The sequence below is a fragment of the Vibrio sp. QJM3NY_39 genome (assembly GCF_057785895.1).
The window spans coordinates 2,111,358-2,137,967 of the sequence record NZ_CM173505.1 but is presented as its reverse complement, the minus strand read 5'-3'; the positions used below and the strand labels follow the sequence as shown (position 1 = coordinate 2,137,967).

The window sequence follows — 26,610 nt, the reverse complement described above, 5'->3', positions numbered from 1 at the left end:
AAGAGAGAAGAGAGAAGAGAGAAGATCTAAAACCACAGACACAAAAAAAGCGCCTTAGGCGCTTTCTTATATTTCAACGGTGTTGCTTATCTCAATGTCGCTTGGGAGAGTTTTGCTCTCATTTCCATTTCACCAATATTGAACTGGCGAACATCAATGGTTGCAATATCATTGCACTCTTTACATGCATGATGACACTTACCATCTAGGTAGTCGTGCTTTTTAACTAGGCTTGGCTTTTTGCACCAATCACAAACGCCTTCTATTGTGAACATATTCTCTCCTCACCTGTTTAAGTCAGGTGTATTTTCGGCGCAAATTATGACACAAGTAAGACCCATTAGTTAATAGTTTGTTACCCGTTTTTGAGAGGGGGATCGATTGCAACACTAATAAAATCGATATCTTTGCGACCTTGCAAATTTAATATGTGTAGTTGTTTACGGTTTTGTAACATTTTGTAAAATGGTTTTTAGCGCATTGTTCAAACGTTTCATTTCTTCGTCACATCCGTGACCATCTGGATGGTAGATCTTTGATAATTGTTTGTATCGTATCTTGATGCTTTTCTGGTCCGGAATTGAGCTAGGCGTGTAGCCAAATAGCGCACAAGCTACCTGAAAATTGTTCAAGCTCTTGTTGTTTTTCTGCTTCTTCAGTTCGTTATAGATAGTGTGAAGTTGGCGCTTTTGCTGCTTAATGGTGAAGTCTTTCGCGCTAAGTTGCGCTTCAAGTGTCTGCTGTTGCTGATTTAACTCACCAGACTTCAGAATCTGTCGCTTTCGCGATACAACCAGAGTCGCGCTGATACTCACTATTGCAATTAAAACGGCCAGTACTGCGCCGATCATATAGTCATAGTTTGTTAGGTTAGAACGTGTTGCTTGGTCTCTAGAAGTTAGTGCCGAAGGGAAGGTACTTGGTTGATTCGTATTGGCTTCTGCACTGACGTTGTCATTAAGCTGCTCAATCGAAGAGATCTGCTTGGCGCGTTGTTGGTTGAATTGGGCTTCGAGAACGCGATTGTAACCATCTTCTGCATCAGGGTTGTCTTTTAGGGCCGCTTCATACCATAGCTGTGCTGCATCTAATGGTTGGAGTAGATCTTTCTCAAGTGAGGACTCATAGATCTTTGCGACCTCAACTGAGGCGCGTTTGTTACCTTGCAATGCTGATTTGATAAACCATTCTAAAGCTAGCTTGTTGCTTTGTTCAACACCTGTTCCTGCCAAGTACCATTCACCCAGTCTAAATTGCGCGTTTGGGTTGCAATTTTCTGCTGACTGCGTGTACCAATACAATGCATCACTAGTGCTAACAGGAACGTCGATACCCGATTCATAAGCTTGAGCTAATTGGTATTGAGAAACTGGATCTTGAGGTTGTGACTCTTGAGATTGTGGAGCTAATGAAAATTCATCACTGCTTTCTGCGTGCACGAAATGTGTGGTGGACAAAGGTATCGTGGAAAAGATGAGGGCTAGAAATAGAGCTCTAAGAAGTGATGATGACAGAATGTTGGATAGGATCAGCAAAAGATAAGTCTCGTAAAAAGCCCAGAATCGATATGTCAGTATGAATACGCTATGTGGCTGAGCGTTAAGTCGTAACGCTTAAAATAAGCGATACGAATGACAAGCAACTATATAGTGGTTAATTCAATAGATAAAGGTAACTGGGCTTTAACCGTGCTACTTAAGCGGCAATATTTGAATTTCTACGCGACGGTTACAAGCGCGACCTTGAGACGTGTTGTTGTCACATAGAGGGTAACGTTCACCGTTACCACGAGCAATGGCACGACCGGCAGCAACGTCTTGAGAGATCAAGAATGCACGAACAGATTCAGCACGACGCTCAGAAAGGATTTGGTTAGACGACTCGCTGCCAGTGCTGTCAGTGTGACCGTCGATCACTAGGCTAGTGTCTGGGTATTCAACTAAGATACGAGCAACACCACGTAGTGTGTTGTGAATACTAGACTCTAAAGCGTAAGAGCCAGAACCAAAACCAATGCCGTTTTCTAGGCGAAGTAGAAGCTGGTTCTCACCAACGCGTTCAACTTGAACACCAGAGTTCATGAGTTCTTCACGAAGTGCAGCTTCTTGTTGGTCGAAGTAGTAACCTATACCACCACCAACGGCGGCGCCACCAGCAGCACCAATGAGTGCACGTTTACGGCGATCTTTAGAATCGTCACCAGTAGCAGCACCAGCAACGGCACCAGCGATTGCACCAATTAGAGCGCCTTGAGTTGCAGAGTTCGTCTCAGATTCGCCTGTTGTAGCATTTTGGCGTTGAGTTGCCTGACAACCCGTTAGAGCGACAGTAAGCGCTAGGGCTAGTGTGATTTTTTTCAACGTATTTCTCCATCATGTACTTCTGTCAAACGCATGGATTGCGAATGACAAACATATAGTCCTATAAGTATTATTGATGGTTGTAACAATGTGCTGAGGAAATGTAAAGAGCAAGCATTATGATTTAGCTAAATGGCATGCTCTACGATTTGGTGATTTTTTTAGCCGCTTGAGTTCCGCCAACAGGGCGGTTTACCGAGAGCTTACGACCTTTCTTCAAACCAACTTCATAGTCAGCGGTGAGGTTTTTCATCGCCTCTCTGAGTTGTTGTTTGAAGGTTTCACGGTCAATATTTTCAAATTCTTTATCAATGTAGTTATTGATTTTGTTGTTTGACTCGTCATCCGGGGTAATGATTGGCAACTTTTCAAGCGCACCTTCTACCCAACCAGAGACGTAAGAGTTCACACGACGAGTGACTTCGAGAGTTCCTGTACCAGATCCTGCAAAGCTGTTTCTGAATTGACCCGTATGCTCGTTCAATTCGCGATAAATAATATCGAAAGCAAAGGCAGCAAAGATCGCTCGATCAGCTTCACCAATGAACTCCACACGCTTAAGGCCTTTGTGGTTCAGTAATACGGCTTCTACGCCAAACTTGGTGTTAATACCGCGAATAACACGCAGCAGTGTAGAGCTGATATTTGCAGGTAACAGATGACTGGACTGAGTTTTTCCCATCTTGATAAATTCAATATCGTCTTTCTCGAGACCATATTTCAGCATCAAGTTATGCGCCATTTTTATCGCATTGGCCGCTTCATTGACGTTCGCAGAATTTCCAAGCTCAAGGCACTTGGCAATTTTCTTTAGGGCTTTTTTCTTATCCATCGACTACTTAATCATTACCGCAAATTTTGAAAAGTCCGACATTTTACATGTTTTGGCAGGTAACAGCAAAGTCAAAAGTCATTTGTTATTACGCGGTGAGCCATTATGAAGGATGGAAAAGGCGGCTTCTGGGTAATACAAAAACGCCATCAAGCGTATTGATGGCGTTAGTGACACGATTTTCCGGATTAACTAGAGCATTAGCAAACTAGATACCAAGTTCATCGAGTAGATCGGCTGCCGAATCATTACCTGAACTTTGAGCGGGCTTATTCGCTTCCTGCATTTTTTTCTGAGTAGCCTCAAGAATACTGTCTGGACATTCGTCTTCAGCGATCTCAAATTCTTCTAATTGGATGAATTCTGTCTTATCCATTGCAAGCTCTAGATAGAAGATGTTGTTGTTTGCAGTCGAGAAGGTCACTCGGCGAGCTTGTGGACGATCTAGGTTAGTATCAACAGAAAGGTTTACTTGCTTGTTCAATGCCAGCATTTTCGGTTGGTTTTGTGTGATGTTGGTTTGCAGTTCTTTACGGATTTTATTGGTGAAATCACCAACTAACTGGTTCATCAGCTCACCTAAAACATCGCCCACTTCGTCTGAAGTGTGCAGTACCGCCAGCTCATCTTCTGGCATGCCCATGTTACGCATGTAATTGGTATAGATCTCTAGCGCGGCTTTAGACGTAAAATTGATGACAACAAGACCAGAAAAGCCACCGTCAAATAAGACGAAACAACCAAAGTCTGGCTTCAGACTTGTCTTGTTGATCTTTTGAACCATAGCTGAATAGGACACCTGAGAAGCCGTCGCTGAAGTGAGTACGCTTGAGACTGATTGGCATAGCTTAAGAAGAATATCTTCAGTTGTGACTGTTTTGTTTTTTTTCATTGTGATGTGCTCATGGAGATGTCTTAAACAAAATGTTATTCAGTATATTGGACTGAATTAAGACGAAAGTGACTATTTCTCCATTCTTGCACTGAGATTCTGATTTGATCACCTTTTTATATGATCTTAATAGTAGTAAAGTGACGAAATTCAAAGAAAATTATTAAAAATCTCAGATAACCCAATGCTGATTGGATCAGCGAAGTAGGGGCAGGAAGCAAATGTTACCAAGACTTCAACTTAATGCTGATGTCGATCCAGTAGTCGTACGCTTTTTAGATGAACTAAAAACAGCGGGCTTTACTGGCGACATTGAATCTCAATATTCTAGCCGTTTGGCTGTGGCGACTGATAACAGTGTCTATCAGCAATTGCCGCAGGCGGTCATCCTTCCTAAAACAACTCAAGACGTTGTGTTGCTCGGTCAAGTGGGTGCTAAATCCGCTTACGAACGTGTGACCTTTTCCCCTCGTGGTGGCGGTACCGGAACCAACGGTCAATCGTTGACGAAAGGTGTCGTGGTTGACCTTTCACGACACATGAATAAGGTTCTTGAGATTAACGAGAAAGAGGGCTGGGTAAGAGTTCAGTCTGGCGTCGTTAAAGACCAATTGAATGATGCGGTACGTCCCTACGGTTACTTTTTCTCTCCAGACCTTTCTACCAGTAACCGAGCAACCTTAGGTGGCATGATCAATACCGATGCTTCGGGCCAAGGGTCGTTGAAGTACGGAAAAACGTCCGACCATGTGTTGTCGCTACAAGCGGTGTTCGCGGATGGTTCGTGTCTAGAGTCTGATTTATCGCACGGCTTGCCAGTTGAGGGTGAATTTGCTCACCATGCCCTTGCGGTTACTGAAGCCGTTTGTCGAGACAAGCGCGCTCAAATTCTTAATAAATTCCCACCATTGAACCGCTTCTTAACAGGTTACGACCTAAAGAACGCAATCAACGAACAAGACGACAGCTTTGATCTGACTCGCGTCCTATGTGGTGCCGAGGGCTCATTAGCCTTCATTACGGAAGCAAAGCTCAACCTAACGCCTATTCCCAAAGCGCGAACGCTGGTCAACGTGAAATACAACACGTTCGATTCTGCGCTGCGTAATGCGCCGTTCATGGTAGAAGCGAAAGCGCTGTCTGTTGAGACGGTTGATTCAAGAGTATTGAACCTAGCGAAGCAAGACATCGTTTGGCACACTGTGAGCGACCTGCTTATGGATGTTCCCAATAAAGAGATGCTTGGTATCAACATGGTTGAGTTTGCAGGCCAAGATGAAGCGGAAGTTGAACAACAAGTTCAAGCACTGACCGCGCAACTTGAAAGCATGCTAGAAACCGAAGAAGCAGGTGTGATTGGCTTCCAAGTGTGCAGCGACTTAGCGAGCATTGGCCGAATCTACAATATGCGTAAAAAAGCGGTGGGTTTGTTAGGTGCGGCGAAAGGCAGAGCTAAACCAGTCGCTTTTGCTGAAGATACCTGTGTGCCACCGGAAAACTTGGCTGACTTCATATCTGAATTTAGAGTACTGCTCGATTCAAAAGAGTTGAACTACGGCATGTTTGGTCACGTTGATGCGGGCGTATTACACGTTCGTCCGGCACTTGATCTGTGTGACCCGATGCAAGAAGCACTGATGCACGAAGTCTCTGACGAAGTGGTTAAGCTGGTGGCGAAATACGGTGGCTTGATGTGGGGTGAACACGGTAAAGGTTTCCGTTCTGAGTATGGCCCTGACTTCTTTGGTGAAGAGCTGTTTACTGAGTTAAGACGCGTTAAAGCAGCATTCGACCCGCACAACAAGATGAACCCTGGCAAGATCTGTACGCCATTAGAAAGCGACGCTGAATTGGTGAAAGTCACCGATACCAAGCGTGGCTTCTATGACCGTCAGATCGACGTACAAGTGCGTGACAGCTTCAAACAAGCGATGGAATGTAACGGCAACGGCCTATGTTTCAACTACGATACAAGCTCGCCAATGTGTCCTTCGATGAAAGTCACGGCAGACCGTCGTCATTCACCAAAAGGCCGCGCAGGCTTGGTAAGAGAGTGGCTTCGTCAGTTAACTGAGCAAGGCGTCGATATTCTCGATTTAGAGCAAGAAGCGCTGAAGGACAATACTCCGGTTAAAACCATGGTTGAGCGTGTTCGCAATACGATGAACAAACGCCATGAGTACGATTTCTCGCATGAAGTTCACGAAGCGATGAACGGTTGTCTTGCGTGTAAAGCGTGTGCGAGCCAGTGTCCGATTAAAGTCGATGTGCCGAGTTTCCGTTCTCGATTCTTGAACATCTATTACTCGCGTTATCAGCGCCCAGCAAAAGACTATTTAGTTGCCAACATTGAAACCATGCTGCCGCTAATGGCGAAAGCACCGAAAGTCGTGAACGCAGCATTGGGTCAAAAGTGGATACAAACCGCAACGGCTAAAACAGTCGGTTATGTTGATGCACCATTGATGTCGGTGCCTACGCTAAAAAATCGTCTGGCGAGTAAAGAACTGCAACTCTTCGACTTACAGTACTTAGAAGGCTTGTCTTCTGAGCAGAAGAAACAGCATGTACTTATCGTTCAAGACCCGTTTACTAGCTTTTATGATGCAGAAGTTGTTGAAGACTTCGTTACCTTGGCTCAGAAACTTGGTAAAACACCGGTACTACTGCCGTTCAAACCCAATGGAAAAGCGCTACACATTAAGGGCTTCTTAAATCGTTTTGCTCGAGAGGCGAAATCTACATCGGATTTCTTGTCGATGGTGGCGGATATCGGTATTCCTTTGGTCGGTGTTGACCCTGCACTGGTGCTTTGTTACCGCGATGAATACGTCGAGATCTTAGGTGACAAGCGTGGCGACTTTGATGTGCTGACCGTGCATGAATGGTTAATGCCATCGTTAGGTGAGTTCGAAGCTCGTTCTGAAAGTGAAGAGATGTGGTACTTGTTCGCTCACTGTACTGAGAAGACCAAAATGCCGAACGCTGAAAAAGAGTGGGGCACTATCTTCAAACACTTTGGTGCTGCGTTAACCAGCGTTCCTGTCGGCTGTTGCGGCATGGCGGGCACCTTCGGGCACGAAGTCGATAAGCTACAAATGTCGAAAGATATATACGGTTTAAGTTGGAAGCCTCAAATGCAAGACTTACCGAAAGAGCGTTGCTTAGTGACGGGTTATTCCTGTCGAAGCCAAGTGAAGCGTTTTGAGGGTGAGAAGCTTGCCCACCCATTACAGGCGCTCGCAAAAATTCTTTAATACATTTAGCCCAGCAATTGCTGGGCTTTTTTCTAAACTAACAATGGAATTGTTAATAAGGAAAGCTATGAGATTTCTAGAGTTAAAAGTACCACCCGTTGCACTATTCATTATTGTATTCATGGCCTCGTACTTCTGTGCTCAGCAGTTGAGCCAAGGAACATTGACACTGCCTTATGGAATGGCTGTGCTCGGTATCGGGATTGTATTGAGTGGCGTTATTGGAATATCAGGCATATGGGAGTTTCGAAAACAGAAAACCACTGTTAATCCGATCAAAGTCGAAACCGCTTCTGCAGTGGTGGACAGTGGAATCTTTGGCTATACACGAAATCCAATGTATCTAGGTCTATTCATCCTACTGTTTTGCTTCGGTTACTTCTTCCAAAACCTATTCAGTGTTTTGCTTAGCTTTGTATTCGTGATTTACATGACTCAGTTCCAAATTAAGCCAGAAGAGCGCGCTCTAGAGCAATTGTTCGGTGCGGAATATGTTGATTACAAACAAAAGGTTAGGCGCTGGATTTAGTATTGACTTGAGTGCAGGCTTGAGTGTCTTCGTGTAGTCAGGGATCGTACTAAAAAAGCCCAGCTTGAGGATATCAAGCTGGGCTTTATTGATCTTATTCTAGAGCTTATTTACATCGAGATGTGTAAATAAGGATGCTGATTAAGCGGCAGCTGCAAACTGAGCTAGAAACATCTCTTTACGCTCGTTGAAGCGGTTTACTAGGTCGTCGACAGAAGCTTGGTCGTATGGCTTAAGGCCACTTGCTACCATGCGTTTTACGCCTTTACCGACTACTTCGCCGTCTTCTTTGAAATCAAAGTTCAATGTCACGATGCCACGCTTGCCTTCAACATCAAAAGTTGCACCTGAGAATTCAACTTCTGGGTGAGATAGGTCTAGGCGAGTAAACTCAACTTCCATGCTCTCGTAAATAACAAGAGGACGTTGGCAGTTGATCATCATCTGTTGCTCTTCCATAAGAGGAACCATGATATGTGGGAAGTTCATACCAGAGAACTTGACGTAGTTTGTTACTACGTGCTCAATGAACGCTTGATCGTGGCTCTTTTCACCTTCACAAGACATGTGTAGGTACTCTTTGCCTTTCTCGTCAACCAGTGAGCTTTCTTTCTCACACTTGTTGTCAACGCTTAGCGCAATACCGTTACCCACCATACCTGAAAAATCAAAACGCATTTTTTGGCTGATGCCTTCTTTTTGCAGAAGTACTGCAAACAAAAGATCGCCAGGCACGCAGAAGCGCTTGTTGTCTTCATCGTGAATTGGGTTGAAGTCAGCGGCTACTTTTTTAGCAAAGTGGCTAGCCTGTTCACGAGTGAATTGAAATTGATTGTCTTCAGTTGAAAAGTAAGGTGTCAGAAACATAGTATCGCTATTAGTCATCAAATCTGGCGTGGATTATAGCTAACTAACTTCGATCTAATGGTCTATCCAGTTAACTTTGTTTATATATCAGTCAATTAGATAAATGCGTTGGATGGTATGTGACGATTTTTAAGAGGGTATGGTCTTTGACTCAATGCAACAAGGGCTAATTAATAGCCCTTGTTTATACAACACTTTAAGAGGTGTTGTTTAGAGTGTTTTTGCTTTAAAAACTACACAGAGTGCCTTCTGGCATTAGATGGTTATGAACGGACAACTTAAGTAACAGATTCGCTTGTTCAATATCAGGTGAGAAGTAGCGATCTTTGTCGTAGAAGCTGACCTTCTCACGCAGAATTTGTTTCGCCTCTTCTACGCGAGGAGACGAAAGGTTTGGCGCTCGGAAGTCTAACCCTTGTGCTGCAGCTAAATATTCTACGGCCAAAATCCCTCGTGTATTTTCGGCCATGTATCTAAGCCTGCGTGCTGCGAAGGTGGCCATCGATACGTGGTCTTCTTGGTTTGCAGAAGTTGGTAGGCTATCTATTGACGCCGGATGAGCCAAGGTTTTGTTCTCACTTGCTAATGCTGCTGATGTTACTTGAGCAATCATAAAGCCTGAGTTCACGCCGCCGTTATCGACCAAGAAAGGTGGAAGTTTACTTAGCGCGCTATCAATCAGCAGTGCCATTCTTCGCTCTGACAAACTACCTATCTCGGCGATTGCCAATGCAAGGTTATCGGCTGCCATTGCGACGGGTTCGGCGTGGAAGTTACCACCTGAAATGATGTCACCGTCTTCAGCAAAAACAAGTGGGTTGTCGGATACGGCATTTGCTTCAATGTTTAAGGTTTCTGCTGAATTACGAATCTGCTGTAAACACGCCCCCATAACTTGAGGCTGGCAACGCAGCGAATAAGGGTCTTGAACCTTTTCACAACAAGTGTGTGATTCACCAATCTCACTCTTTTGATCAAGCATGTGACGGTAAGCAAGTGCTGCATCCATTTGGCCACGATGACCACGAACGCGGTGTATACGAGGGTCAAACGGACGACGACTACCTAGCGCTGCTTCTACAGACATCGCACCACACACGGTTGCAGACGCAAACAAGTCTTCAGCTGCGAACAGACCTTCTAATGCAAAGGCGGTTGATGCTTGTGTGCCGTTTAACAGCGCCAAACCTTCTTTAGGTGCTAGTGTGATAGGCTCCAAGCCAGCGATTTGCATTGCTTCTAAGCCTGTGATGATTTTTCCGTTGTGACGTGCTTGGCCTTCACCTAGCAGAACGGTACTCATGTGTGCAAGGGGAGCGAGATCTCCAGATGCACCAACTGATCCTTTCTGTGGAACACATGGGTAAACTTGTGCGTTCACTAGATCGATAAGAGCGTTGATGACCTTGAGTCGGATACCTGAATAGCCACGAGACAAGCTGTTAATCTTGAGCACCATCATCAAACGCACAGTTTCATCAGACATGAATTTGCCAATGCCCGCCGCGTGAGAAAGTACGATACTTTTCTGCAGTACTTCGAGATCTTCAGGCGCAATTTTGGTATTTGCTAGCAAGCCAAAACCCGTGTTGATGCCATACACAGTACGATCTTCAGCAATCACTTGTTCGACAACGTGCATGCTCGCTTCAATATCAGGAATGGCTGCAGGATCGAGCGATAAGTTTACAGGGCTACGGCTAATCTTACGCAGTTCAGGTAGGCCAAGAAGTCCTGGTTTAAGTAATAAATTCAACATGTTTTCTCCAGACATTAAAGGCGACGAAGTTCTTCGTTTAGCATAGGTAAATCAAGCATCTGCTCTTTAGCACACTGCTTGGCAATATCGTAACCCGCATCAGCATGACGCATAACGCCAGTTGCCGGGTCATTGTGAAGTACACGAGCAATACGTTGTGATGCATCTTCACTGCCGTCACAACAAATCACCATACCTGAGTGTTGTGAGAAGCCCATGCCAACGCCGCCACCATGGTGGAGAGAAACCCATGTTGCGCCGCCTGCAGTATTTAACAGAGCGTTCAATAGTGGCCAATCTGATACGGCATCTGATCCATCCATCATGCCTTCTGTTTCGCGGTTAGGGCTTGCAACAGAACCTGAATCTAGGTGGTCACGACCAATAACAACTGGTGCTTTCAGTTCACCATTTTTCACCATTTCATTGAATGCTTGGCCCAAACGTTCACGGTCTTTCAAGCCCACCCAACAGATACGAGCTGGTAAACCTTGGAACTGAATGCGTTCACGCGCCATGTCTAGCCAATTGTGTAGATGTGGGTTGTCTGGAATCAGTTCTTTTACTTTTTGATCTGTTTTGTAGATGTCCTCTGGATCGCCAGAAAGAGCAGCCCAACGGAATGGACCGATGCCTTCACAGAATAAAGGACGAATATAAGCAGGAACGAAACCTGGGAAATCAAATGCGTTTTCTACGCCTTCTTCAAGTGCCATTTGGCGAATGTTGTTGCCGTAATCTACAGTCGCAGCGCCACGGTATTGAAGATCTAGCATGGCTTGTACTTGAATCGCCATAGATTGCTTAGCGGCTTTCACTACTTTCGCTTCATCAGCTAAACGTTCTTGAGCCGCTTTTTCCATTGTCCAACCTTGAGGTAAGTAGCCGTTCAGTGGATCGTGGGCAGAGGTTTGGTCAGTCACTACGTCAGGCGTGATGTTGCGTTCAACTAACTCTGGGAATACATCAGCAGCGTTGCCTAATAGGCCAACAGAGATTGGCGTGTCTGATTCTTTAATCATTGCCATTGCTTCATCGATGCTGGTGGCTTTTTTGTCGACATAACCAGTACGCAAGCGATAATCGATTCGTGATTCATCACATTCAACCGCAATCATCGAGAAACCTGCCATTGTTGCAGCAAGAGGTTGAGCCCCACCCATACCGCCAAGGCCACCAGTAAGAACCCATTTGCCGTTTGCTTCGCCTTGGAAGTGCTTCTTCGCGATTGCAACAAATGTTTCGTAAGTACCTTGAACGATGCCTTGAGAGCCAATGTAGATCCAGCTGCCTGCTGTCATTTGGCCGTACATCATCAAGCCTTCTTTATCGAGCTCGTTGAAGTGCTCCCAGTTCGCCCAGTGTGGAACAAGGTTAGAATTCGCGATCAGTACGCGAGGTGCGTTTTTATGAGTCGGGAACACGCCCACAGGTTTACCTGATTGAACAAGTAACGTTTGGTCGTCTTCTAAACGCTCTAATACTTCAACAATCTTGTCATAACATTTCCAATCACGCGCAGCGCGACCAATACCACCATACACAACCAGTGCATGTGGGTGTTCTGCCACATCAGGGTCTAGGTTATTCATCAGCATACGCAGTGGTGCTTCTGTTAACCAAGATTTAGCGCGCAAAGTGGTGCCATGAGGTGCGCGAATTTCGCGAGTCGTGTCGAGACGAGGGTCACTGTTGTGGTGTTCCGTCATTTTGGAATTCCTTCTGTTTCACGTTATATCGTTGTAGTTGTAGTTGTAGTTATCGGTATAGCTGGATTAGTCGCTGGCCATTGCACTGGCTATATCCCAACACAAACGTGCCGCCAACCGAGCCGTTTGGCCATCGATGTCGTAGTCTGGGTTGTATTCTGCAATGTCCGCGATAATGAGTTTTTCACTGTGTTGGAAAATCTGTTCTAGAAAAGGAGCGAGTGCTTCATAGCTCACGCCTCTTGCCGCTGGTGCACTTACGCCCGGTGCAGTCGCAGCGGGGAACACATCAAGATCAATAGTGAGATAGAGGTAATCACACTCAGTGATGAATTTTTGCAACTTAATGAGTTGAGCGACTTGGTTAACTTGGGTCATGTTGCGGTCGTGTTCATACCAAACGCCCAGTTGGTCAGCTTTATTAAACAGCGCTTTGGTATTACTAGCGGCACTCACGCCAAGGCAAGCGTATTGGAATGGCCATTGATGTTTGTGGCAGTAATCGCTGATCTGATTAAAAGGCGTACCTGAACTGGGTTTAACATCTGCAATGTCGCTTTCAAATTCACGAAGATCAAAGTGAGCATCAAAGTTAACGATGCCGATCTTAGGTTTCTGTTCTGGCTGATCTTTATCAAGACGTTCTGCTTTATCTAGGTTTTCCACTTTATGTAAATGTTCAGCGAGGCCTTGGAACGATGCCCAAGCAACTTCGTGACCACCGCCAAGGGTAATCACTTTGTTGGTTGCTAAAGCATTGGCAATCACAGAAGCACACTGTTTTTGACTGACTTCAAGTTGGCCATCATTGCACTCGATATCACCAAGGTCTGCGATGTGAGCGTCACTGTGCCAAGCCATATTAGCCAACGCTTGGCGAATCAGGTTGGGGGCTTGTTTCGCGCCTACGCGTCCTTTGTTTCTTGCAACGCCTGCATCGCTGGCAAAGCCGACCAAAGCGATAGCGCCATCAGTAAGCTCGTTACTTAAATCACTACTTTGCACTTGTTTAGTAACGTGATGTACGCGTGTGCCGAGTGCGCCATCTTCAAGGTCATTGCGTCCCGTCCACACAAAGTTATGTACGGTTTCTGCGTTCTTTTGAATGCTGTTGGACTTAGATTGAGTCATATGACACACCTCGCCATTAACAATGCGTTTATGAAGATGAGGAACACCGACTTGATAGCTTAAATCGGCAGGGTGCTCGATATTCCAGATAGCTAAATCAGCGGCATAACCAACTTCAATTTTGCCTCTAGTTTGTGAGTCGCCAATAGCAGCCGCAGCATGACAAGTCACACCGCGTAGCGCTTCTTCAGGCGTTGTGCCAAATAGGGTGCAGCTCATGTTCATCATCAGTGTTAAATCAGCAAAGGGAGAAGTACCGGGGTTTAAGTCGGTCGCGATCGCCATTGGAATGTTGTGTTCGCGAAGCAGGGCGACTGGCGGCTGTTGAGTCTCTTTAAGGAAATAGAAAGCACCGGGAAGTAAAGTGGCAACTGTGCCTGATTTCGCCAGTGCTTTGACTCCGATTTCATCAAGGTATTCAACATGGTCAACAGAGAGTGCGCTGTATTTTGCTGCAAGCGCACTGCCACCCATATTCGAAAGTTGTTCAGTGTGGCCTTTAATCGCGAGCCCGTGTTCTTGGGCTGCTGCAAATACACGTTCGGTTTGTTCTAGATTGAAGCCGATAGATTCGCAGAACACGTCAACTGCATCGGCGAGTCCTTGCTCTGCAGCTTTAGGAATGATCTCTTGGCAAACCAGATCGATATAGCTGTCCGGTTTCGCTTTATATTCTGGTGGAATAGCATGGGCAGCAAGGAGAGTGGTCGTGATCTTAATACGGCGATGATTCTCTAACGCTTTGGCTGCACGCAGCATCTTGAGCTCATCTTCAAGTGTTAAACCATAGCCAGATTTTACTTCGATGCTGGTTACGCCACTTCTTAGCAGACCATCAAGTCTCGGCAAGGCCATTTCAACCAGTTCGGATTCTTGCGCTGCGCGTGTTGCAGTGACTGTCGCTAGAATGCCACCGCCTTGCTTGGCGATGTCGGTGTAAGACACACCATTCAAACGCAGCTCAAACTCGTTGGCGCGATTACCCGCAAATACGAGATGAGTATGGCAATCAATTAACCCAGGTGTTACTAGCTTGTTTTTGCAGTCATAGGTGACGTAATCCAAAGAACCATCAACACTTACTTGTTCTAATTCAGAAGCAAGTGCGCTTTGGTTTGAACAAGATATGGACACGATCTTACCGTCTTCGATAAAGATATCTTGAGGGGAAGAAGGCTGATAACCATCGGCTCCCGAACTCATGGAGACCACTCGTGCGTTTTTGAGGATCAAATTCATAATCACCTAGATCTTTGCTAAACATTAAATGTATATACAAATAAATAGGCTAAACGCTGACCCGAATCAAGTTGATGTTGCAAAAATGTGATCGGCGATCAGGATGATGTTCTTTAATCTAGAAGTATCTTGGAGCTTAATTTGTACTTAGAACCAGGATGGTAGAGCAATGCAAAGCTGATGAGGCGTTCTTTGCTCCATGTTCTTCTATTCAAAAGAAGGCAAGGCTCTGATTCAGAAAGCTTTAGTGATGTTCTGATTTGCAAGTCTGGGATAATGGCTTCAACCGTGTGCTCTATAGCACTTAACGGGCAGCTTTTTGAAAGGTATTCATTAGGTGTCGAGGTTGAAAAGTCTTGCTCTAGATATTTTGGAGCGGCTTGAGAATTCACCCAGCGTGCTTCCAATTGAATCGGTATGTTGTCAGCAAAGTGGATGATTTCACTATAGAATACTTCGGCATTGATCATGACACCTAACCGTGTGGCGGTGCTTTCATCAGCCTTGATGCTCTTGTGCTTGATAACTTGACTAGCATACGTTTGGCCTCGGTCTTTGATCTCTTGCGCGATGTTGTTGATATCAAGTAGGGGAGATTGCGCTTTTTCGTCTGGTTCACAAACGAACGTCCCCAGCCTTGGCTTCCTAATGAGCTTACCTTCAGACACCAGATCTCGAATGGCTTTATTTACAGTCATTCGACTCACTTTGAACTGCTCGGTGAGTTCTAGCTCTGTGGTTATCTGGTAACCCACAGGCCAGTGACCACTGGTGATATTATCGTCTATGAATTGTTTTATCTGAAGGTAGAGCGGCGCTTTCGACATAATGAAACCTTATTTGACTATACAAATAGAGTAACGGAATTTTTCACGATTTCAACATTTCCTCGGGCAATGTGACCTTATTCAACATAGATGGGGCAAATTGCTTGATTCTGTGAGGCAAGTGTCGCAAATTGTCACGCAATAACTATTAGTAAATCAGATAATTAGAAAGGGAAGTAATATGTTTAAGAAATTAAAGGCTTCGTTGGGCATCGGTGCAGCAAAGGTTGATACTGTCTTAGATAATATTGAAGTTTTCCAAGGTGGAGAGTTGTCTGGCAATGTTCACATTGTTGGTGGTGACGTTGAGCAACAAATCGACCTGATCAACTTGGTTCTCAACACAGAAGTTAAAGTAGAAACAGAAGATAGCACCAGTTACGAAACCTTTTCACTGGGTTGCATTCAAGCCGTAGAACCTTTCGTTATCCAACCGGGCGAAACCAAACTGGTGCTATTCCGTCTCAAGTTAAATGATGAAACGCCAGTCACCGCGTTGAACGCACAAATGAACCAATGTCATGTGTGGGTTGAAACCAACCTAGATATCGGCTTCGCGATCGACCCTAAAGACCGTGACTTTATCTCCGTACACCCACTGCCAACAGTTGCTAAAATCATCCAAGGTGTTGAGGCATCGGGCATGGCCATGGTGAAAGCAGACGTAGAGAAGGGTTTCTTAAAAGGCAACAGCTTTGCTTCTCGTTCGGGCTGTTACCAAGAGATTGAATTTCGCAGTGGTGGTTTCATGAACAAAAAAGAGATAGAACTGTCATTCATCGTTGAAGGTTCAATGGTTCACTGCCTAGCAGAAATCGACCGCTCAATGAGCTTTCGCGGCGACCAATACATCTCATTCAGCTTGCCTGCGAACGCAGCCGATTCAGACATTCGCAACGCAGTCTCAAGAATCATGAGTGCGTAGTTGCTCTCTCTGTTAGTAGTTACTCTTTCTATTAATAGAGACAAGATAGTACGATTTCTATAGCCGAACTTAACCGTTCGGCTTTTTTGTTTGTAAATAAAGACAAAGAACCAATCATTGAACGTTAGCTTAGGGTGTTAGAAGGTCCTATATAGAAGATACATTTAAGTTATGTAGTTTTTGTGGCGCTGTGGGACTAACATTGTCATTTCATATAATTTCGTTACAATGTTCGGCTACTCACAAATGGGGCATCTGTATTTGCTTTTATGTGGGTATCTTTATTATGCATATATCTCCGATCAACATACTTGTTGGTTGAAAAACATATATTAAATATTTTCATGTGTTGCTTGGTGTGCAACACCACTGTAAAGGACAAATAATGCCAATTATTACTCTTCCTGACGGTAGTCAGCGTCAATTTGACAACCCTGTATCAACTCTAGATGTTGCCCTATCAATCGGTCCTGGTCTTGCGAAAGCAACCATTGCTGGTCGTGTAGACGGCGAGCGTGTTGATGCTTGTGATCTTATCGAAAACGATGCAAGTCTAGAAATCATCACAGCTAAAGATGAAGTTGATGGTCTTGAGATCGTTCGTCACTCTTGTGCTCACCTTTTAGGTCACGCGATTAAGCAGCTTTTTCCAGAAGCGAAAATGGCGATCGGTCCTACCATCGATAACGGTTTCTACTACGATATCGACCTTGAGCACTCTCTAACGCAAGAAGATCTAGAAAAGATTGAAAAGCGTATGAAAGAGCTAGCGAAGACCAAGTATCAGGTTGTTAAGAAGAAAGTTAGCTGGCAGGAAGCGCGTGACGCATTCGAAGCTCGCGGCGAGACTTACAAAATCGAAATCTTGGATGAGAACGTTTCTAAAGACGATCGTCCAGGCCTGTACCATCATGAAGAATACATCGATATGTGTCGTGGTCCACACGTTCCACATATGGGTTTCTGCCAACACTTCACACTACTTAACGTAGCGGGTGCTTACTGGCGTGGTAACAGTGACAACAAGATGCTTCAACGTATCTACGGCACTGCATTCCACGACAAGAAAGCACTTAAGGCTCACCTAGTGCGCCTAGAAGAAGCGGCTAAGCGTGATCACCGTAAAATCGGTAAGCACTTAGATCTATTCCACATGCAGCAAGAAGCACCAGGCATGGTGTTCTGGCATCACAACGGTTGGACTATCTTCCGTGAGCTAGAAGTATTTATTCGTCAGAAGCTGACTGAGTACGATTACCAAGAAGTAAAAGGCCCATTAATGATGGACCGTGTTCTTTGGGAACGCTCTGGTCACTGGGATAAGTACGCTGAAGCGATGTTCACTACTTCTTCAGAGAACCGTGAATACGCGATCAAGCCAATGAACTGTCCTGGTCACGTTCAAATCTTTAACCAAGGTTTGAAATCTTACCGTGATCTTCCGCTACGTATGGCTGAGTTCGGCTCATGTCACCGTAACGAGCCGTCTGGCGCACTTCACGGCATTATGCGTGTTCGTGGCTTCACTCAAGATGATGCTCACGTATTCTGTACTGAAGACCAAGTTCAACAAGAAGTGAAAGCTTGTATTGAAATGGTTTACGATACTTACACAACTTTCGGCTTCGATAGCATTGTTGTTAAGCTATCTACTCGTCCAGAACAACGTGTAGGTTCAGACGAAATGTGGGACCGTGCAGAGGCTGACCTTAAGCAAGCGCTAGAGGCAATGAACATTGCATACGAGATTCAAGAAGGCGAGGGTGCGTTCTACGGACCTAAGATTGAATTTACTTTGCATGATTGTTTGGACCGCGCATGGCAATGTGGTACAGTGCAGCTCGATTTTGCATTACCAGAACGTTTAGGTGCAACTTACGTAGGTGAAGATAACGAGCGTCACACGCCAGTTATGATCCACCGCGCGATTTTAGGTTCACTAGAACGCTTCATCGGTATTCTTATTGAAGAATACGCTGGCTTCTTCCCAACGTGGTTGGCGCCAGAACAAGCAATTGTTATGGGCATTACGGACAAACAGTCTGAATATGTACAAGAAATTGCGAAAAAACTGCAAAAAAGTGGATTTAGAGTCAAAGCAGACTTGAGAAATGAGAAGATTGGCTTTAAAATCCGCGAACATACTTTGAAACGTGTACCGTTCATGCTTGTGTGTGGTGACCAAGAAATGGAAGCCGGCGAAATAGCAGTACGTACACGTAAAGGTAAGGACCTTGGTAAATTTAAAGTGGATGACTTTATTTCATACATCCAAGCCGAGGTTTCAAACCGTAAGCTCAATCTGGAGGAATAGCTATTAAAGGCGGAAGACGTGGCCAACAACCGGCCAAACAAAACCAGCACCGTTTAAACGGTGACATTCGTGGCGTTCGTGAAGTGCGTCTAACTGGCGCAGACGGCGAAGCTGTTGGTGTAGTAACAATCGCTGAAGCGATGGAAGCTGCAAATGAAGCTGGTATGGATCTCGTAGAGATCAGCCCTAACGCCGAGCCGCCAGTTTGTCGTGTGATGGACTACGGTAAGTTCCTCTTCGAGAAGAGCAAAGCTGCGAAAGAGCAGAAGAAAAAGCAAAAGCAGGTTCAGATCAAGGAAATTAAATTCCGACCTGGAACTGATATTGGAGACTATCAGGTAAAACTACGCAACCTGACTGGTTTCCTTGAAGACGGCAACAAAGTGAAGGTAACAATTCGCTTCCGTGGCCGCGAAATGGCTCACCAAGAAATCGGTGTTGACGTTCTTAATCGTTTGAAAATCGATACTGAAGAATTTGCAGTTGTCGAATCTTTCCCAACGAGAATTGAAGGTCGCCAGATGATCATGGTGTTGGCCCCTAAAAAGAAGTAATTAACGGCTTTACAAGTAATTAAACCTTGCAGCCATAGGCTGTAGGGTTTTATTCGCCCTAATTACTATGTTATTAACAACTCAACAATGCGGAGTTATTCATCATGCCTAAGATGAAAACCAACAAAGGTGCTGCTAAGCGTTTCCAGAAAACTGCTGGTGGTATTAAGTTTAAGCACGCTGGTAAACGTCACATCCTGACTAAGCGTACTACTAAGAACAAGCGTCAGCTTCGTCCGAACTCAATCCTTCCAAAATGTGAAGTGGCTGCAGTTCTACGTATGATGCCATACGCTTAATTCTTTTTAGTTTATAAATTCGTTTAGTTTAGGAGAAGCATAATGCCTCGCGTAAAACGTGGTGTACAAGCTCGTGCACGTCATAAGAAAGTTCTAAAACAAGCTAAAGGTTACTACGGAGCACGTTCACGTGTTTACCGCGTAGCTTTCCAAGCAGTTACCAAAGCTGGTCAATACGCTTACCGTGACCGTCGCAACAAGAAACGTCAATTCCGTCAACTTTGGATTGCACGTATCAATGCGGCATCTCGTCAAAATGGTCTATCTTACAGCCGTTTCATTAATGGCCTTAAGAAAGCATCTATCGAGATCGACCGTAAGATTCTTGCTGACATCGCAGTATTCGACAAAGCAGCATTTGCTGTTCTAGTTGAAAAAGCGAAAGCATCTCTATAATTTAGAGTTAGCTTAAAGGTTTAAGAAAAGGAGAACTTCGGTTCTCCTTTTTTATTGCCTGCTATTTGGCTCTGCCATATTCTCTCGCATCTCGCATCTCGCATCTCGCATCTCGCATCTCGCATCTCGCATCTCGCATCTCGCATCTAATTTTTATTCGCTTGAACAAGCATTCTGGTATATAAACATCTACCTAACCTTTAAATGTTAAGCGACCGAGATAAATGACCGCACCTACTACTATGACGTTCTTCGAACGTTTTGAAGCCGATATCCTTTCAGGCAAAAAGACCATTACGATTCGTGATGAATCTGAGCGCGATTACCAGCCGGGCAGTGTTGTAGAAGTATCAACGCTAGAGCAGGGACGTGTATTCTGTAATCTTAAGATCATTAGCGTTGAACCAATCCTGTTTGACGAATTAGGTGAGTTCCATGCTCAGCAAGAGAACATGACGCTAGAAGTTCTGAAGGGTGTGATTCAAGATATCTACCCAGGGATCTCTGAGCTTTATGTTGTCTCTTATGAGTTGGTAGCTTAAGCCTTATTGGATTGGATTGGATTGGATTGGATTGGATTGGATTGACTGGCTAGGGATGGCGATTAATGAGTAATAACCAGCAGACACTGCTTCAGCTTTACTGTCGTGAACAACAAGACCAAAAGTTACTGTCTAAAAATGACCTTGATAGTGATCTGAGTGAGAGTACCGATTATTTAAAATGGTGCGAGAGCAAAAGAAACTTTGTTGAAGAAGATGTATTAGGGCGGACTTGGGTAAAAAGTTGCCCAGCAGGGTACATTACCGAGGTTCACTTTCATTCTGATGGTAGTCTAACGGAATATCGTTTGTTTGACCGATTTGAAACCGAAGGTCATTGGTTGCTGAAAAGCGGGTTGCTGCAAGTCGAAATCAATAAAGGTGACAATCGTTACCAGTTTGATGTTGTCGCGTGTAAAGACCTCAATATCCACTCTGCGGTTGAGTATAAGAACGGTGAGCTACATTCGTACTTGAAGCTTGTTCAAGTTGAAAGCTAAACGCTGATTCGTTTTATGAGCAAATAAAAAGCCAACAGTGATGTTGGCTTTGTTGTTTTCAATTCGACCGAGTACTTCTGAACAATGAACTATTAAGCTTCGAAGTTCGCCAGTTTAGTATAAAGCTCGCTGTCTTGGTCTTGCTTTGCACATACGGTCAATAGGTCTTCAATAAAGTACTTGAGAGCGCGAGCTTCGATTTGTCGAATGCCTTGTTGCTGCTCTTCTGTTAGGTAACCGTAGATAGTCGCTGCTCCAAAATCGCCAAAGATCATTTGGCCTTGCTCATTGACTAGGGTGTTGTGCGCATACAAGTCACCGTGACAAACTTTATTGGCATGAAGGTGTTCAAACACATCAATCATTTGTTTGGTAATGCTGTTGATTTGAGTAATTGAAAGCTCGAAGTCTTCGTTGAATGTGTCGCGAGTACAACTTTCAAGAGTAGGGGGCAAGCCTAGGTTGTAATAGTTGCTCGGGATAAGCTCCATCACCAATGCTAGGTAGTTCTCTTCATCAACTTGAGCGATAGACTTCACTAGGTTGCTATGATGACCTGCTTGAAGGCACGCTTCGAGTTCATCGTGTGGGTAACCGTCGCTTGTTACTTCGCCTTTGAATACTTTAACCGCCACTTCTTGTGGGAAATCAAAGTCACCATTTAACCAGTTAGCATGAGAAATTACACCAGACGCGCCTTGGCCTAGGACTTGATTGAGTGAGTAGCATTGTAAGCTTACTGCAGGCACGCTATCTAAGCTGCTTGGATGTTTGCAAAACGGGTTACCCGCAAACGCTAACCAAGCCAGTTTTGGTAGCTTGATAAGGAACTCTGGGAATTCAGTCAGTTGGTTTGCAGACAGACGAACCAGTTCAAGGTTTGATAGGTTTTCCATGCTTTCTGGCAAAACGCGAATCTTGTTACCTGCCAATGCGAGCTTTTGCAGGCGTGGTCTTTCACCCAACGAGTGAGGGAGAACCTCGATTGCATTGTCTGTCAGGATCAACCAACGTAATTGAGTAGGCAGAGACTGTTCGCTAACGGTTTTGATTTGGTTGGTTTTGAAGCCAACCATTTCGAGCTTAGGAAGTGACCCCAGAACATCAGGCAGGTGCGTGAACAGGTTATTCGACGCGAAGATAATACGCAGGTTAGTCAGCTGTGATAGCTCTTCTGGTAAATCTGACAGTTGGTTACCTGAGAGGTCTAGAATCTCAAGAGAATCAGCAAGTTCCAAGATCTCTAAAGGAAACTCAGTGAGGCCTTCTGACAGTTTTAAGCGTTTAATACCGTTTAGTTGCCCTGATTTTAGTTGTTCTAGAGTATGCAAACCTTAGCCTTATGAATAGATGTTTGAGGCGCGTAGTTTACTTGTCTCAATCGAGAAAGGCGAGTACCGGAACGATGCTCGCTTAACTAAACTAAGTGAACGATTTTACAAAGGTTAAAGTCGCATATGGTTTTGGCTGACACCGACCTCCTCAACAAAGTCGCTGTCATGACTCACTAAGATAAATGCACCTTGGTATTCACGTAAAGCGGACGCCAATATTTGCTTTGAGTCGATGTCTAGGTGGTTGTCCGGTTCATCGAGTAATAGAAGTGGGGTGTCTTGCTTATGGCTAACGATCAACATCGCCAGTTTCATTTTTTCACCACCACTTAAATGAGCCACTTTTCGGTATACGGAGTCTCGCCTGAACCCTATTCCAGCGAGCAAGGTTCGTGCGTCACTTTCTGTTAACCCAAAGCTGTGTGTCATCAAGCTATCGAACATGGTGTCGTTGGTGTCTAATAAGCCAAAGTGTTGATCCAAGTATACGGTCGCCCCTAAGCGCTTAATGGATCCGATATAGTTCGAGTGTTGGCCGTGAATGGCTTTTAACAGTGTCGATTTTCCGCACCCATTAGCCCCAGTTAGATAACATCGTTCCCCTTGTGATAGAGAGAAGCTAATAGGAGCACCAGAACCAAAACTCAGGCGACACTCTTCAATGGTTAATAGTGAGTGTTTTTTAGAACTATTCGCTTGTTGTAGGTACAACGCTTGCGGCTTCAGTTGCTCTTGCTGTTCTTGATCCTTTAAGTGCTTGTGGCTTGTTGCCGATGCACCTTGGGTTCGTCCTGCTTTATCTTTCATGGCATCCAATAATATCTTGGGTTGGCTACCCGACTTTCGGAGTCGGTTACCTTGAGACTCACGTTGTTGAGCTTTTTCCTTGTTAGTCTGAGCTTGGCGCTCGAGTCGTTTCTTCTCCGATTGGTGATGCGTTATCTGCTTGTCCAGTGCTTCACTTTGACTCGACATTTGCGTGAAGTAATCATCGTAATTCCCTTTATAGAAACGCATGCCCAAATTGTTGAGGTGATAGATCCCTTCCATGTGTCTCAACAAACTTCGATCGTGACTGACGACAAGCACTTTGCCTTCAAACAACTGGCACTGTTCTAGTAACCAATTGCGTCCGTCGCTATCCAAATGGTTTGAAGGTTCGTCGAGAATCAGTATGTCGTGGTTTGATACGAATAAACGATGAAGCTGTAAAAGGGCGAGTTGCCCACCACTCAATGTATGGCACGGTGTGGTCAACCCACTGGTTATTTTCAATGTGGCTAAAAGTTGCTTCGTGTTCGCTTGTAAATCCCAATCCTCGCCAACGATATTGAAGTGCTGAAGTTCGCAGCTGCCTTGTTCTATGGCGTGTAATGCGTCTAACTTTTCGGTGATCCCTAAGAAGTCAGCAATGCTGGTTGTGCTATCTAATAGCTTTGAAGGTAACTGGGAGTAAAAGCCGATCGAGCCTTGTCTGGAAATACTGCCTGATGTGGGTTGTGTTTTCCCGACCAGTAACTAAAGCAGTAGTGACTTTCCAGCCCCATTTCTTCCGACTAAGCCTGTCAGACGACTGCTCAAACTAAAGGTGATGTCTTTGAATAACCACTCACCAGTATCGAGCTGGAATGAGAGATTGTTGGCTAATATAGTAGGCATAAAAATACCTCCCTTTACGTGTAAACGAGTAAAAGGGGTGAGGCGCTTTTCTACATAGACTCCAACATAGGAGTCTAAGAATAGGTCGCCAAGACGTTACTTAGGTAGATGACCAATCAAAGATAGAAAAGCTGCGCTGAGATAATTTCTGTCTTTGAGGTACAGTTCTGCAAGATACATGTTGTCAAAAAACGGATCTTTAAGAACTTGATTTGTCGCGAAAATAGATGACGAAGTAACGCCCACTAACCCCGAGTGTCCAAATGATTTTTATAAAAATAAATCGGATGTCAGGATGTTAGTACTTCATTATGGCGTTATTCTCTTTTGAAATGATGGTGGGATGTTACTGAAAGAGGGTGCTTAAAGTCAATATAGTGATGTGATTAAAATGTATCCAAATAATTAAAGCGCCTCATGCCTATATAGATATAACCATGAGGCGCTTTAGAGTGTTCTTTGAAAGCAAGAGCTTCAAAGAATTTGGAAATTACAGGTTTTGTCCGCCGACAGCACGCCAGCACATGTCAAAGCTATCGCTAATGTACTTGGCTGACTGCTCTGGTGGTAACTCATTCTGCTCAATCAACCAGTTTGCACAAATCAAAAAGTGGCTGTGGATGAAGTGCCTAACAAGGCTGATGTCTAACACCATCAGCTCACCGGCTTCTTGTCCTTTCAAAACGATTTCATCTAGCGATGCGAACATCTGTGAGACGATAACTTCTCGAGTTTGAGTCGTCGGATCGAAATGAACATTGGTGAAGAACTTCATCGCAACTGGATTTTCTAACGCCCACTCAAGCCCTGTGATCCACATGAACTTTAATGCTTGATAGCGATCTTGTTCAGAGACATCTGTGTGTTTAGCCAGCGTAGTGAATAGCTCAAGTTTCAGTTCGCGAAATAGTTCATCAATTAACAGCGACTTATTCTCGAAGTGGTGAAACAGTGTCGCTTTCGCTACGCCTGCCGTTTTCGCTATTTGTCCGGTAGATGTGCCCTCTAGCCCTTGCTGAGAGAAGAGTAAGAGCGCAGCATCTAAGATTTTTTGCCTTTTTGTAATCATCTATTTAGTACTTTGAACAGAAGCTTTTTAATTGGGTTATTGTAAGGAGGGTGCATTAACTTGGTGAAGTTAATTTTGCCTCTGCTTAGAACGGTTTTAGCATGGCTAAAGGTCTTGAAGCCTTCAATGCCGTGGTAGTGTCCCATGCCTGAAGGGCCAATGCCACCGAACGGTGCATCTTCTGCTGCCACATGCACTAGAGAGTCGTTAATACAAACACCGCCAGAATGTGTGTTCGATAAGAACTGGTCTTGGGTCTGCTTATCATGACTCATCAGGTACAAAGCAAGTGGACGTTCTCTTGCCGTGATGTAGTTGATCGCTTCTTCAATAGAATCATAAGGCACGATAGGCAGAACTGGGCCAAACAGTTCTTCTTGCATTGCGACCATGTCGTCGTTCACTTCGGTTAGAAGATGCGGTGTCATTCTATGGTTCACATCGTCTTGTGCTTGTTCGGTTACCGTGTGAACAACTGCGCCTTTCGATTGCGCATCTGTAATCACACCCTTCAAGCGATTGTATTGACGCATATCGATCACTGAAGTTAAGTCTTTGCTCTCAATGCCTGCTTTATACAGCTTTTTGAAGTATTGCTTATAAGCTGTGATGAACGCATCGACTTTTTCTCGTGGCAATAAGATGTAATCAGGCGCTACACAAATCTGGCCAGCATTTAAGCTTTTTGCAAACAGGATACGCTCAACGGCGTCAGCGATATCAAAGTCAGGGGCAATAATCGTTGGAGATTTGCCGCCCAATTCTAAAGTCACTGGCGTCAAGTTGTCGGCTGCTGCTCTCATTACGTGCTTACCCACAGAGGTCGAGCCTGTGAATAGGATATGGTCAAACGGCAGTTGGCTAAATTTCGCGGAAACGTCAGCTTCTCCTTCGATGATCGCAACCTGATCTTCACTAAAGCCTTCAGCCAACATTGCTTTCAAAACTCGATTGGTCGCAGGAGTAAACTCGGACATCTTGAGCATTGCAGTGTTGCCCGCCGCTAATGCAGTGATGAGAGGGCCTAAAGAGAGCATTATAGGAAAGTTCCAAGGAACGATAATGCCCACAACGCCTACCGGTTGATAGTGAACAGTGATCTTCGCTGGTGTCAGCATCAAGCCTGCTTTTCTACGAGATGGCTTCAACCACTTCTTAAGGTTCTTATCACTGTAATTAATTTGGTGAAGAGAAGGGGTGATATCAGCAATCAAGCTGTCGTGTTTTGCGCGATGACCATAATCTTCAGACACCGCATCAATCAATTGCCCTTGGTAGCGCATTAGCAACGCTTTTAATTCCGAGAGATCTTTTATTCTCTGCTCAAGCGACGGATTAACATTATTACGGTAGTGATCTTTTTGTCGGTTGAACATTTGATCCATGTCGTTGATGTTCGACGTGTTTGGTTCAAGGTCTAGATTATGACTCATAGTATTCCTTAAATTCGAAGGCTGACCGATTGATTGGTCAGTTAAAATTACAAGAATATCTAGCTGAATACAAGATATGCGCGAGAAAAGTTCAATAATTGAGCGTTTACAACATTGAAGTGAGCGAGTTTTAGTTGGAAGAACGAAGTGTTAATAGGCATCGAATCGCGGGATACAAGTTGT

The 26,610-nt window shown here is 44.6% G+C and carries 22 protein-coding genes and 2 pseudogenes; 9 read left to right on the top strand and 15 right to left on the bottom strand.

Going from position 1 to position 26,610, the window contains the following annotated elements:
- Positions 1 to 86: 86 nt before the first annotated feature.
- From AC3CHU_RS09555 to AC3CHU_RS09535, 5 genes are all read right to left on the bottom strand, one after another.
- Complete coding sequence (locus AC3CHU_RS09555; RefSeq protein ID WP_004733419.1) at positions 87 to 275, bottom strand: hypothetical protein; 189 nt, start codon at positions 273 to 275, stop codon at positions 87 to 89.
- A gap of 165 nt (positions 276 to 440) precedes the next feature.
- Entirely contained in the window at positions 441 to 1,535 is a 1,095-nt protein-coding gene (locus AC3CHU_RS09550; RefSeq protein WP_479277301.1) for a tetratricopeptide repeat protein, read from the bottom strand.
- Positions 1,536 to 1,691: 156 nt separating this feature from the next.
- A complete protein-coding gene (locus tag AC3CHU_RS09545) occupies positions 1,692 to 2,360 on the bottom strand; it encodes a YiaD family glycine zipper/OmpA-like lipoprotein (protein ID WP_004733421.1) in 669 nt (222 codons plus the stop codon).
- Positions 2,361 to 2,502: 142 nt separating this feature from the next.
- Positions 2,503 to 3,192, bottom strand: a complete 690-nt coding sequence (locus tag AC3CHU_RS09540; protein WP_004733422.1) for a DUF2786 domain-containing protein — start codon at positions 3,190 to 3,192, stop codon at positions 2,503 to 2,505.
- A 208-nt stretch (positions 3,193 to 3,400) separates the two neighbouring features.
- Complete coding sequence (locus AC3CHU_RS09535) at positions 3,401 to 4,084, bottom strand: DUF3334 family protein (protein WP_004733423.1); 684 nt, start codon at positions 4,082 to 4,084, stop codon at positions 3,401 to 3,403.
- A 221-nt stretch (positions 4,085 to 4,305) separates the two neighbouring features.
- Between AC3CHU_RS09535 and ydiJ the strand changes: the two genes are divergently transcribed.
- Together ydiJ and AC3CHU_RS09525 are read left to right on the top strand one after the other, a co-directional pair.
- Complete coding sequence (ydiJ, locus tag AC3CHU_RS09530) at positions 4,306 to 7,341, top strand: D-2-hydroxyglutarate dehydrogenase YdiJ (RefSeq protein ID WP_488524428.1); 3,036 nt, start codon at positions 4,306 to 4,308, stop codon at positions 7,339 to 7,341.
- Between the two features lie 67 nt (positions 7,342 to 7,408).
- A complete protein-coding gene (locus AC3CHU_RS09525; protein ID WP_488524427.1) occupies positions 7,409 to 7,870 on the top strand; it encodes a methyltransferase family protein in 462 nt (153 codons plus the stop codon).
- Positions 7,871 to 8,011: 141 nt separating this feature from the next.
- Here the strand turns inward: AC3CHU_RS09525 and AC3CHU_RS09520 are convergent, their stop codons facing one another.
- From AC3CHU_RS09520 to hutC, 6 genes and pseudogenes are all read right to left on the bottom strand, one after another.
- Complete coding sequence (locus AC3CHU_RS09520) at positions 8,012 to 8,737, bottom strand: DUF3581 domain-containing protein (protein ID WP_010438254.1); 726 nt, start codon at positions 8,735 to 8,737, stop codon at positions 8,012 to 8,014.
- A gap of 226 nt (positions 8,738 to 8,963) precedes the next feature.
- A complete protein-coding gene (hutH, locus tag AC3CHU_RS09515) occupies positions 8,964 to 10,496 on the bottom strand; it encodes a histidine ammonia-lyase (protein WP_017072924.1) in 1,533 nt (510 codons plus the stop codon).
- 14 nt (positions 10,497 to 10,510) lie between these two features.
- Positions 10,511 to 12,205 carry a urocanate hydratase gene (gene hutU, locus AC3CHU_RS09510; protein ID WP_488524426.1) on the bottom strand — a complete coding sequence of 565 codons (1,695 nt, stop codon included), beginning with the start codon at positions 12,203 to 12,205 and terminating at the stop codon, positions 10,511 to 10,513.
- A gap of 66 nt (positions 12,206 to 12,271) precedes the next feature.
- Positions 12,272 to 13,336 (bottom strand): formimidoylglutamase, encoded by a 1,065-nt coding sequence (gene hutG, locus AC3CHU_RS09505; protein WP_488525486.1) that lies wholly within the window; start codon positions 13,334 to 13,336, stop codon positions 12,272 to 12,274.
- A pseudogene (gene hutI / locus AC3CHU_RS09500) lies at positions 13,337 to 14,575 on the bottom strand (imidazolonepropionase); the annotation flags it as partial.
- A 113-nt stretch (positions 14,576 to 14,688) separates the two neighbouring features.
- Positions 14,689 to 15,402 carry a histidine utilization transcriptional repressor HutC gene (gene hutC / locus AC3CHU_RS09495; protein ID WP_488524425.1) on the bottom strand — a complete coding sequence of 238 codons (714 nt, stop codon included), beginning with the start codon at positions 15,400 to 15,402 and terminating at the stop codon, positions 14,689 to 14,691.
- Between the two features lie 181 nt (positions 15,403 to 15,583).
- On the opposite strand from hutC, the gene AC3CHU_RS09490 reads away from it, so the two are divergent.
- From AC3CHU_RS09490 to AC3CHU_RS09460, 7 genes are all read left to right on the top strand, one after another.
- The gene (locus tag AC3CHU_RS09490) at positions 15,584 to 16,327 is read left to right on the top strand and encodes a sporulation protein (protein ID WP_488524424.1); all 744 of its coding nucleotides are present in this window, start codon (positions 15,584 to 15,586) and stop codon (positions 16,325 to 16,327) included.
- A 385-nt stretch (positions 16,328 to 16,712) separates the two neighbouring features.
- Positions 16,713 to 18,641 (top strand): threonine--tRNA ligase, encoded by a 1,929-nt coding sequence (gene thrS / locus AC3CHU_RS09485; protein ID WP_029404979.1) that lies wholly within the window; start codon positions 16,713 to 16,715, stop codon positions 18,639 to 18,641.
- An 83-nt stretch (positions 18,642 to 18,724) separates the two neighbouring features.
- A complete protein-coding gene (gene infC / locus AC3CHU_RS09480) occupies positions 18,725 to 19,195 on the top strand; it encodes a translation initiation factor IF-3 (protein WP_004733519.1) in 471 nt (156 codons plus the stop codon).
- Positions 19,196 to 19,299: 104 nt separating this feature from the next.
- Complete coding sequence (gene rpmI, locus AC3CHU_RS09475; protein ID WP_004733518.1) at positions 19,300 to 19,494, top strand: 50S ribosomal protein L35; 195 nt, start codon at positions 19,300 to 19,302, stop codon at positions 19,492 to 19,494.
- Positions 19,495 to 19,536: 42 nt separating this feature from the next.
- Complete coding sequence (gene rplT / locus AC3CHU_RS09470; RefSeq protein WP_004733517.1) at positions 19,537 to 19,890, top strand: 50S ribosomal protein L20; 354 nt, start codon at positions 19,537 to 19,539, stop codon at positions 19,888 to 19,890.
- A gap of 224 nt (positions 19,891 to 20,114) precedes the next feature.
- A complete protein-coding gene (yqfB, locus tag AC3CHU_RS09465) occupies positions 20,115 to 20,432 on the top strand; it encodes a N(4)-acetylcytidine aminohydrolase (protein ID WP_488524423.1) in 318 nt (105 codons plus the stop codon).
- Positions 20,433 to 20,497: 65 nt separating this feature from the next.
- Positions 20,498 to 20,932, top strand: a complete 435-nt coding sequence (locus tag AC3CHU_RS09460) for a hypothetical protein (RefSeq protein WP_488524422.1) — start codon at positions 20,498 to 20,500, stop codon at positions 20,930 to 20,932.
- Positions 20,933 to 21,024: 92 nt separating this feature from the next.
- Here the strand turns inward: AC3CHU_RS09460 and AC3CHU_RS09455 are convergent, their stop codons facing one another.
- The 4 genes and pseudogenes from AC3CHU_RS09455 to AC3CHU_RS09440 form a co-directional block, all read right to left on the bottom strand.
- On the bottom strand, positions 21,025 to 22,263 hold the full coding sequence (locus tag AC3CHU_RS09455) for a leucine-rich repeat-containing protein kinase family protein (RefSeq protein WP_488524421.1): 1,239 nt from the start codon (positions 22,261 to 22,263) through the stop codon (positions 21,025 to 21,027).
- Positions 22,264 to 22,377: 114 nt separating this feature from the next.
- Positions 22,378 to 23,925 (bottom strand): annotated as a pseudogene (locus AC3CHU_RS09450) (ABC-F family ATP-binding cassette domain-containing protein).
- 490 nt (positions 23,926 to 24,415) lie between these two features.
- Positions 24,416 to 24,994: a TetR/AcrR family transcriptional regulator gene (locus AC3CHU_RS09445; RefSeq protein ID WP_488524420.1), complete on the bottom strand. Its 579-nt coding sequence runs from the start codon at positions 24,992 to 24,994 to the stop codon at positions 24,416 to 24,418.
- The gene (locus AC3CHU_RS09440; protein ID WP_488524419.1) at positions 24,991 to 26,427 is read right to left on the bottom strand and encodes a coniferyl aldehyde dehydrogenase; all 1,437 of its coding nucleotides are present in this window, start codon (positions 26,425 to 26,427) and stop codon (positions 24,991 to 24,993) included. Before AC3CHU_RS09440 ends, AC3CHU_RS09445 begins: the two co-directional genes overlap by 4 nt.
- Positions 26,428 to 26,610: the final 183 nt, after the last annotated feature.

What these genes read in the sequence shown, in the direction of transcription:
- ydiJ (WP_488524428.1), top strand. Translation starts at nt 4,306, where the DNA reads ATGTTACCAAGACTTCAACTTAATGCTGATGTCGATCCAGTAGTCGTA.
- hutH (WP_017072924.1), bottom strand. Translation starts at nt 10,496, where the DNA reads ATGTTGAATTTATTACTTAAACCAGGACTTCTTGGCCTACCTGAACTG.
- rplT (WP_004733517.1), top strand. Translation starts at nt 19,537, where the DNA reads ATGCCTCGCGTAAAACGTGGTGTACAAGCTCGTGCACGTCATAAGAAA.
- yqfB (WP_488524423.1), top strand. Translation starts at nt 20,115, where the DNA reads ATGACCGCACCTACTACTATGACGTTCTTCGAACGTTTTGAAGCCGAT.
- AC3CHU_RS09445 (WP_488524420.1), bottom strand. Translation starts at nt 24,994, where the DNA reads ATGATTACAAAAAGGCAAAAAATCTTAGATGCTGCGCTCTTACTCTTC.
- AC3CHU_RS09490 (WP_488524424.1), top strand. Translation starts at nt 15,584, where the DNA reads ATGTTTAAGAAATTAAAGGCTTCGTTGGGCATCGGTGCAGCAAAGGTT.
- AC3CHU_RS09525 (WP_488524427.1), top strand. Translation starts at nt 7,409, where the DNA reads ATGAGATTTCTAGAGTTAAAAGTACCACCCGTTGCACTATTCATTATT.
- AC3CHU_RS09440 (WP_488524419.1), bottom strand. Translation starts at nt 26,427, where the DNA reads ATGAGTCATAATCTAGACCTTGAACCAAACACGTCGAACATCAACGAC.
- hutG (WP_488525486.1), bottom strand. Translation starts at nt 13,336, where the DNA reads ATGACTCAATCTAAGTCCAACAGCATTCAAAAGAACGCAGAAACCGTA.
- AC3CHU_RS09460 (WP_488524422.1), top strand. Translation starts at nt 20,498, where the DNA reads ATGAGTAATAACCAGCAGACACTGCTTCAGCTTTACTGTCGTGAACAA.
- AC3CHU_RS09540 (WP_004733422.1), bottom strand. Translation starts at nt 3,192, where the DNA reads ATGGATAAGAAAAAAGCCCTAAAGAAAATTGCCAAGTGCCTTGAGCTT.
- hutU (WP_488524426.1), bottom strand. Translation starts at nt 12,205, where the DNA reads ATGACGGAACACCACAACAGTGACCCTCGTCTCGACACGACTCGCGAA.
- rpmI (WP_004733518.1), top strand. Translation starts at nt 19,300, where the DNA reads ATGCCTAAGATGAAAACCAACAAAGGTGCTGCTAAGCGTTTCCAGAAA.
- thrS (WP_029404979.1), top strand. Translation starts at nt 16,713, where the DNA reads ATGCCAATTATTACTCTTCCTGACGGTAGTCAGCGTCAATTTGACAAC.
- AC3CHU_RS09535 (WP_004733423.1), bottom strand. Translation starts at nt 4,084, where the DNA reads ATGAAAAAAAACAAAACAGTCACAACTGAAGATATTCTTCTTAAGCTA.
- AC3CHU_RS09555 (WP_004733419.1), bottom strand. Translation starts at nt 275, where the DNA reads ATGTTCACAATAGAAGGCGTTTGTGATTGGTGCAAAAAGCCAAGCCTA.
- AC3CHU_RS09520 (WP_010438254.1), bottom strand. Translation starts at nt 8,737, where the DNA reads ATGTTTCTGACACCTTACTTTTCAACTGAAGACAATCAATTTCAATTC.
- hutC (WP_488524425.1), bottom strand. Translation starts at nt 15,402, where the DNA reads ATGTCGAAAGCGCCGCTCTACCTTCAGATAAAACAATTCATAGACGAT.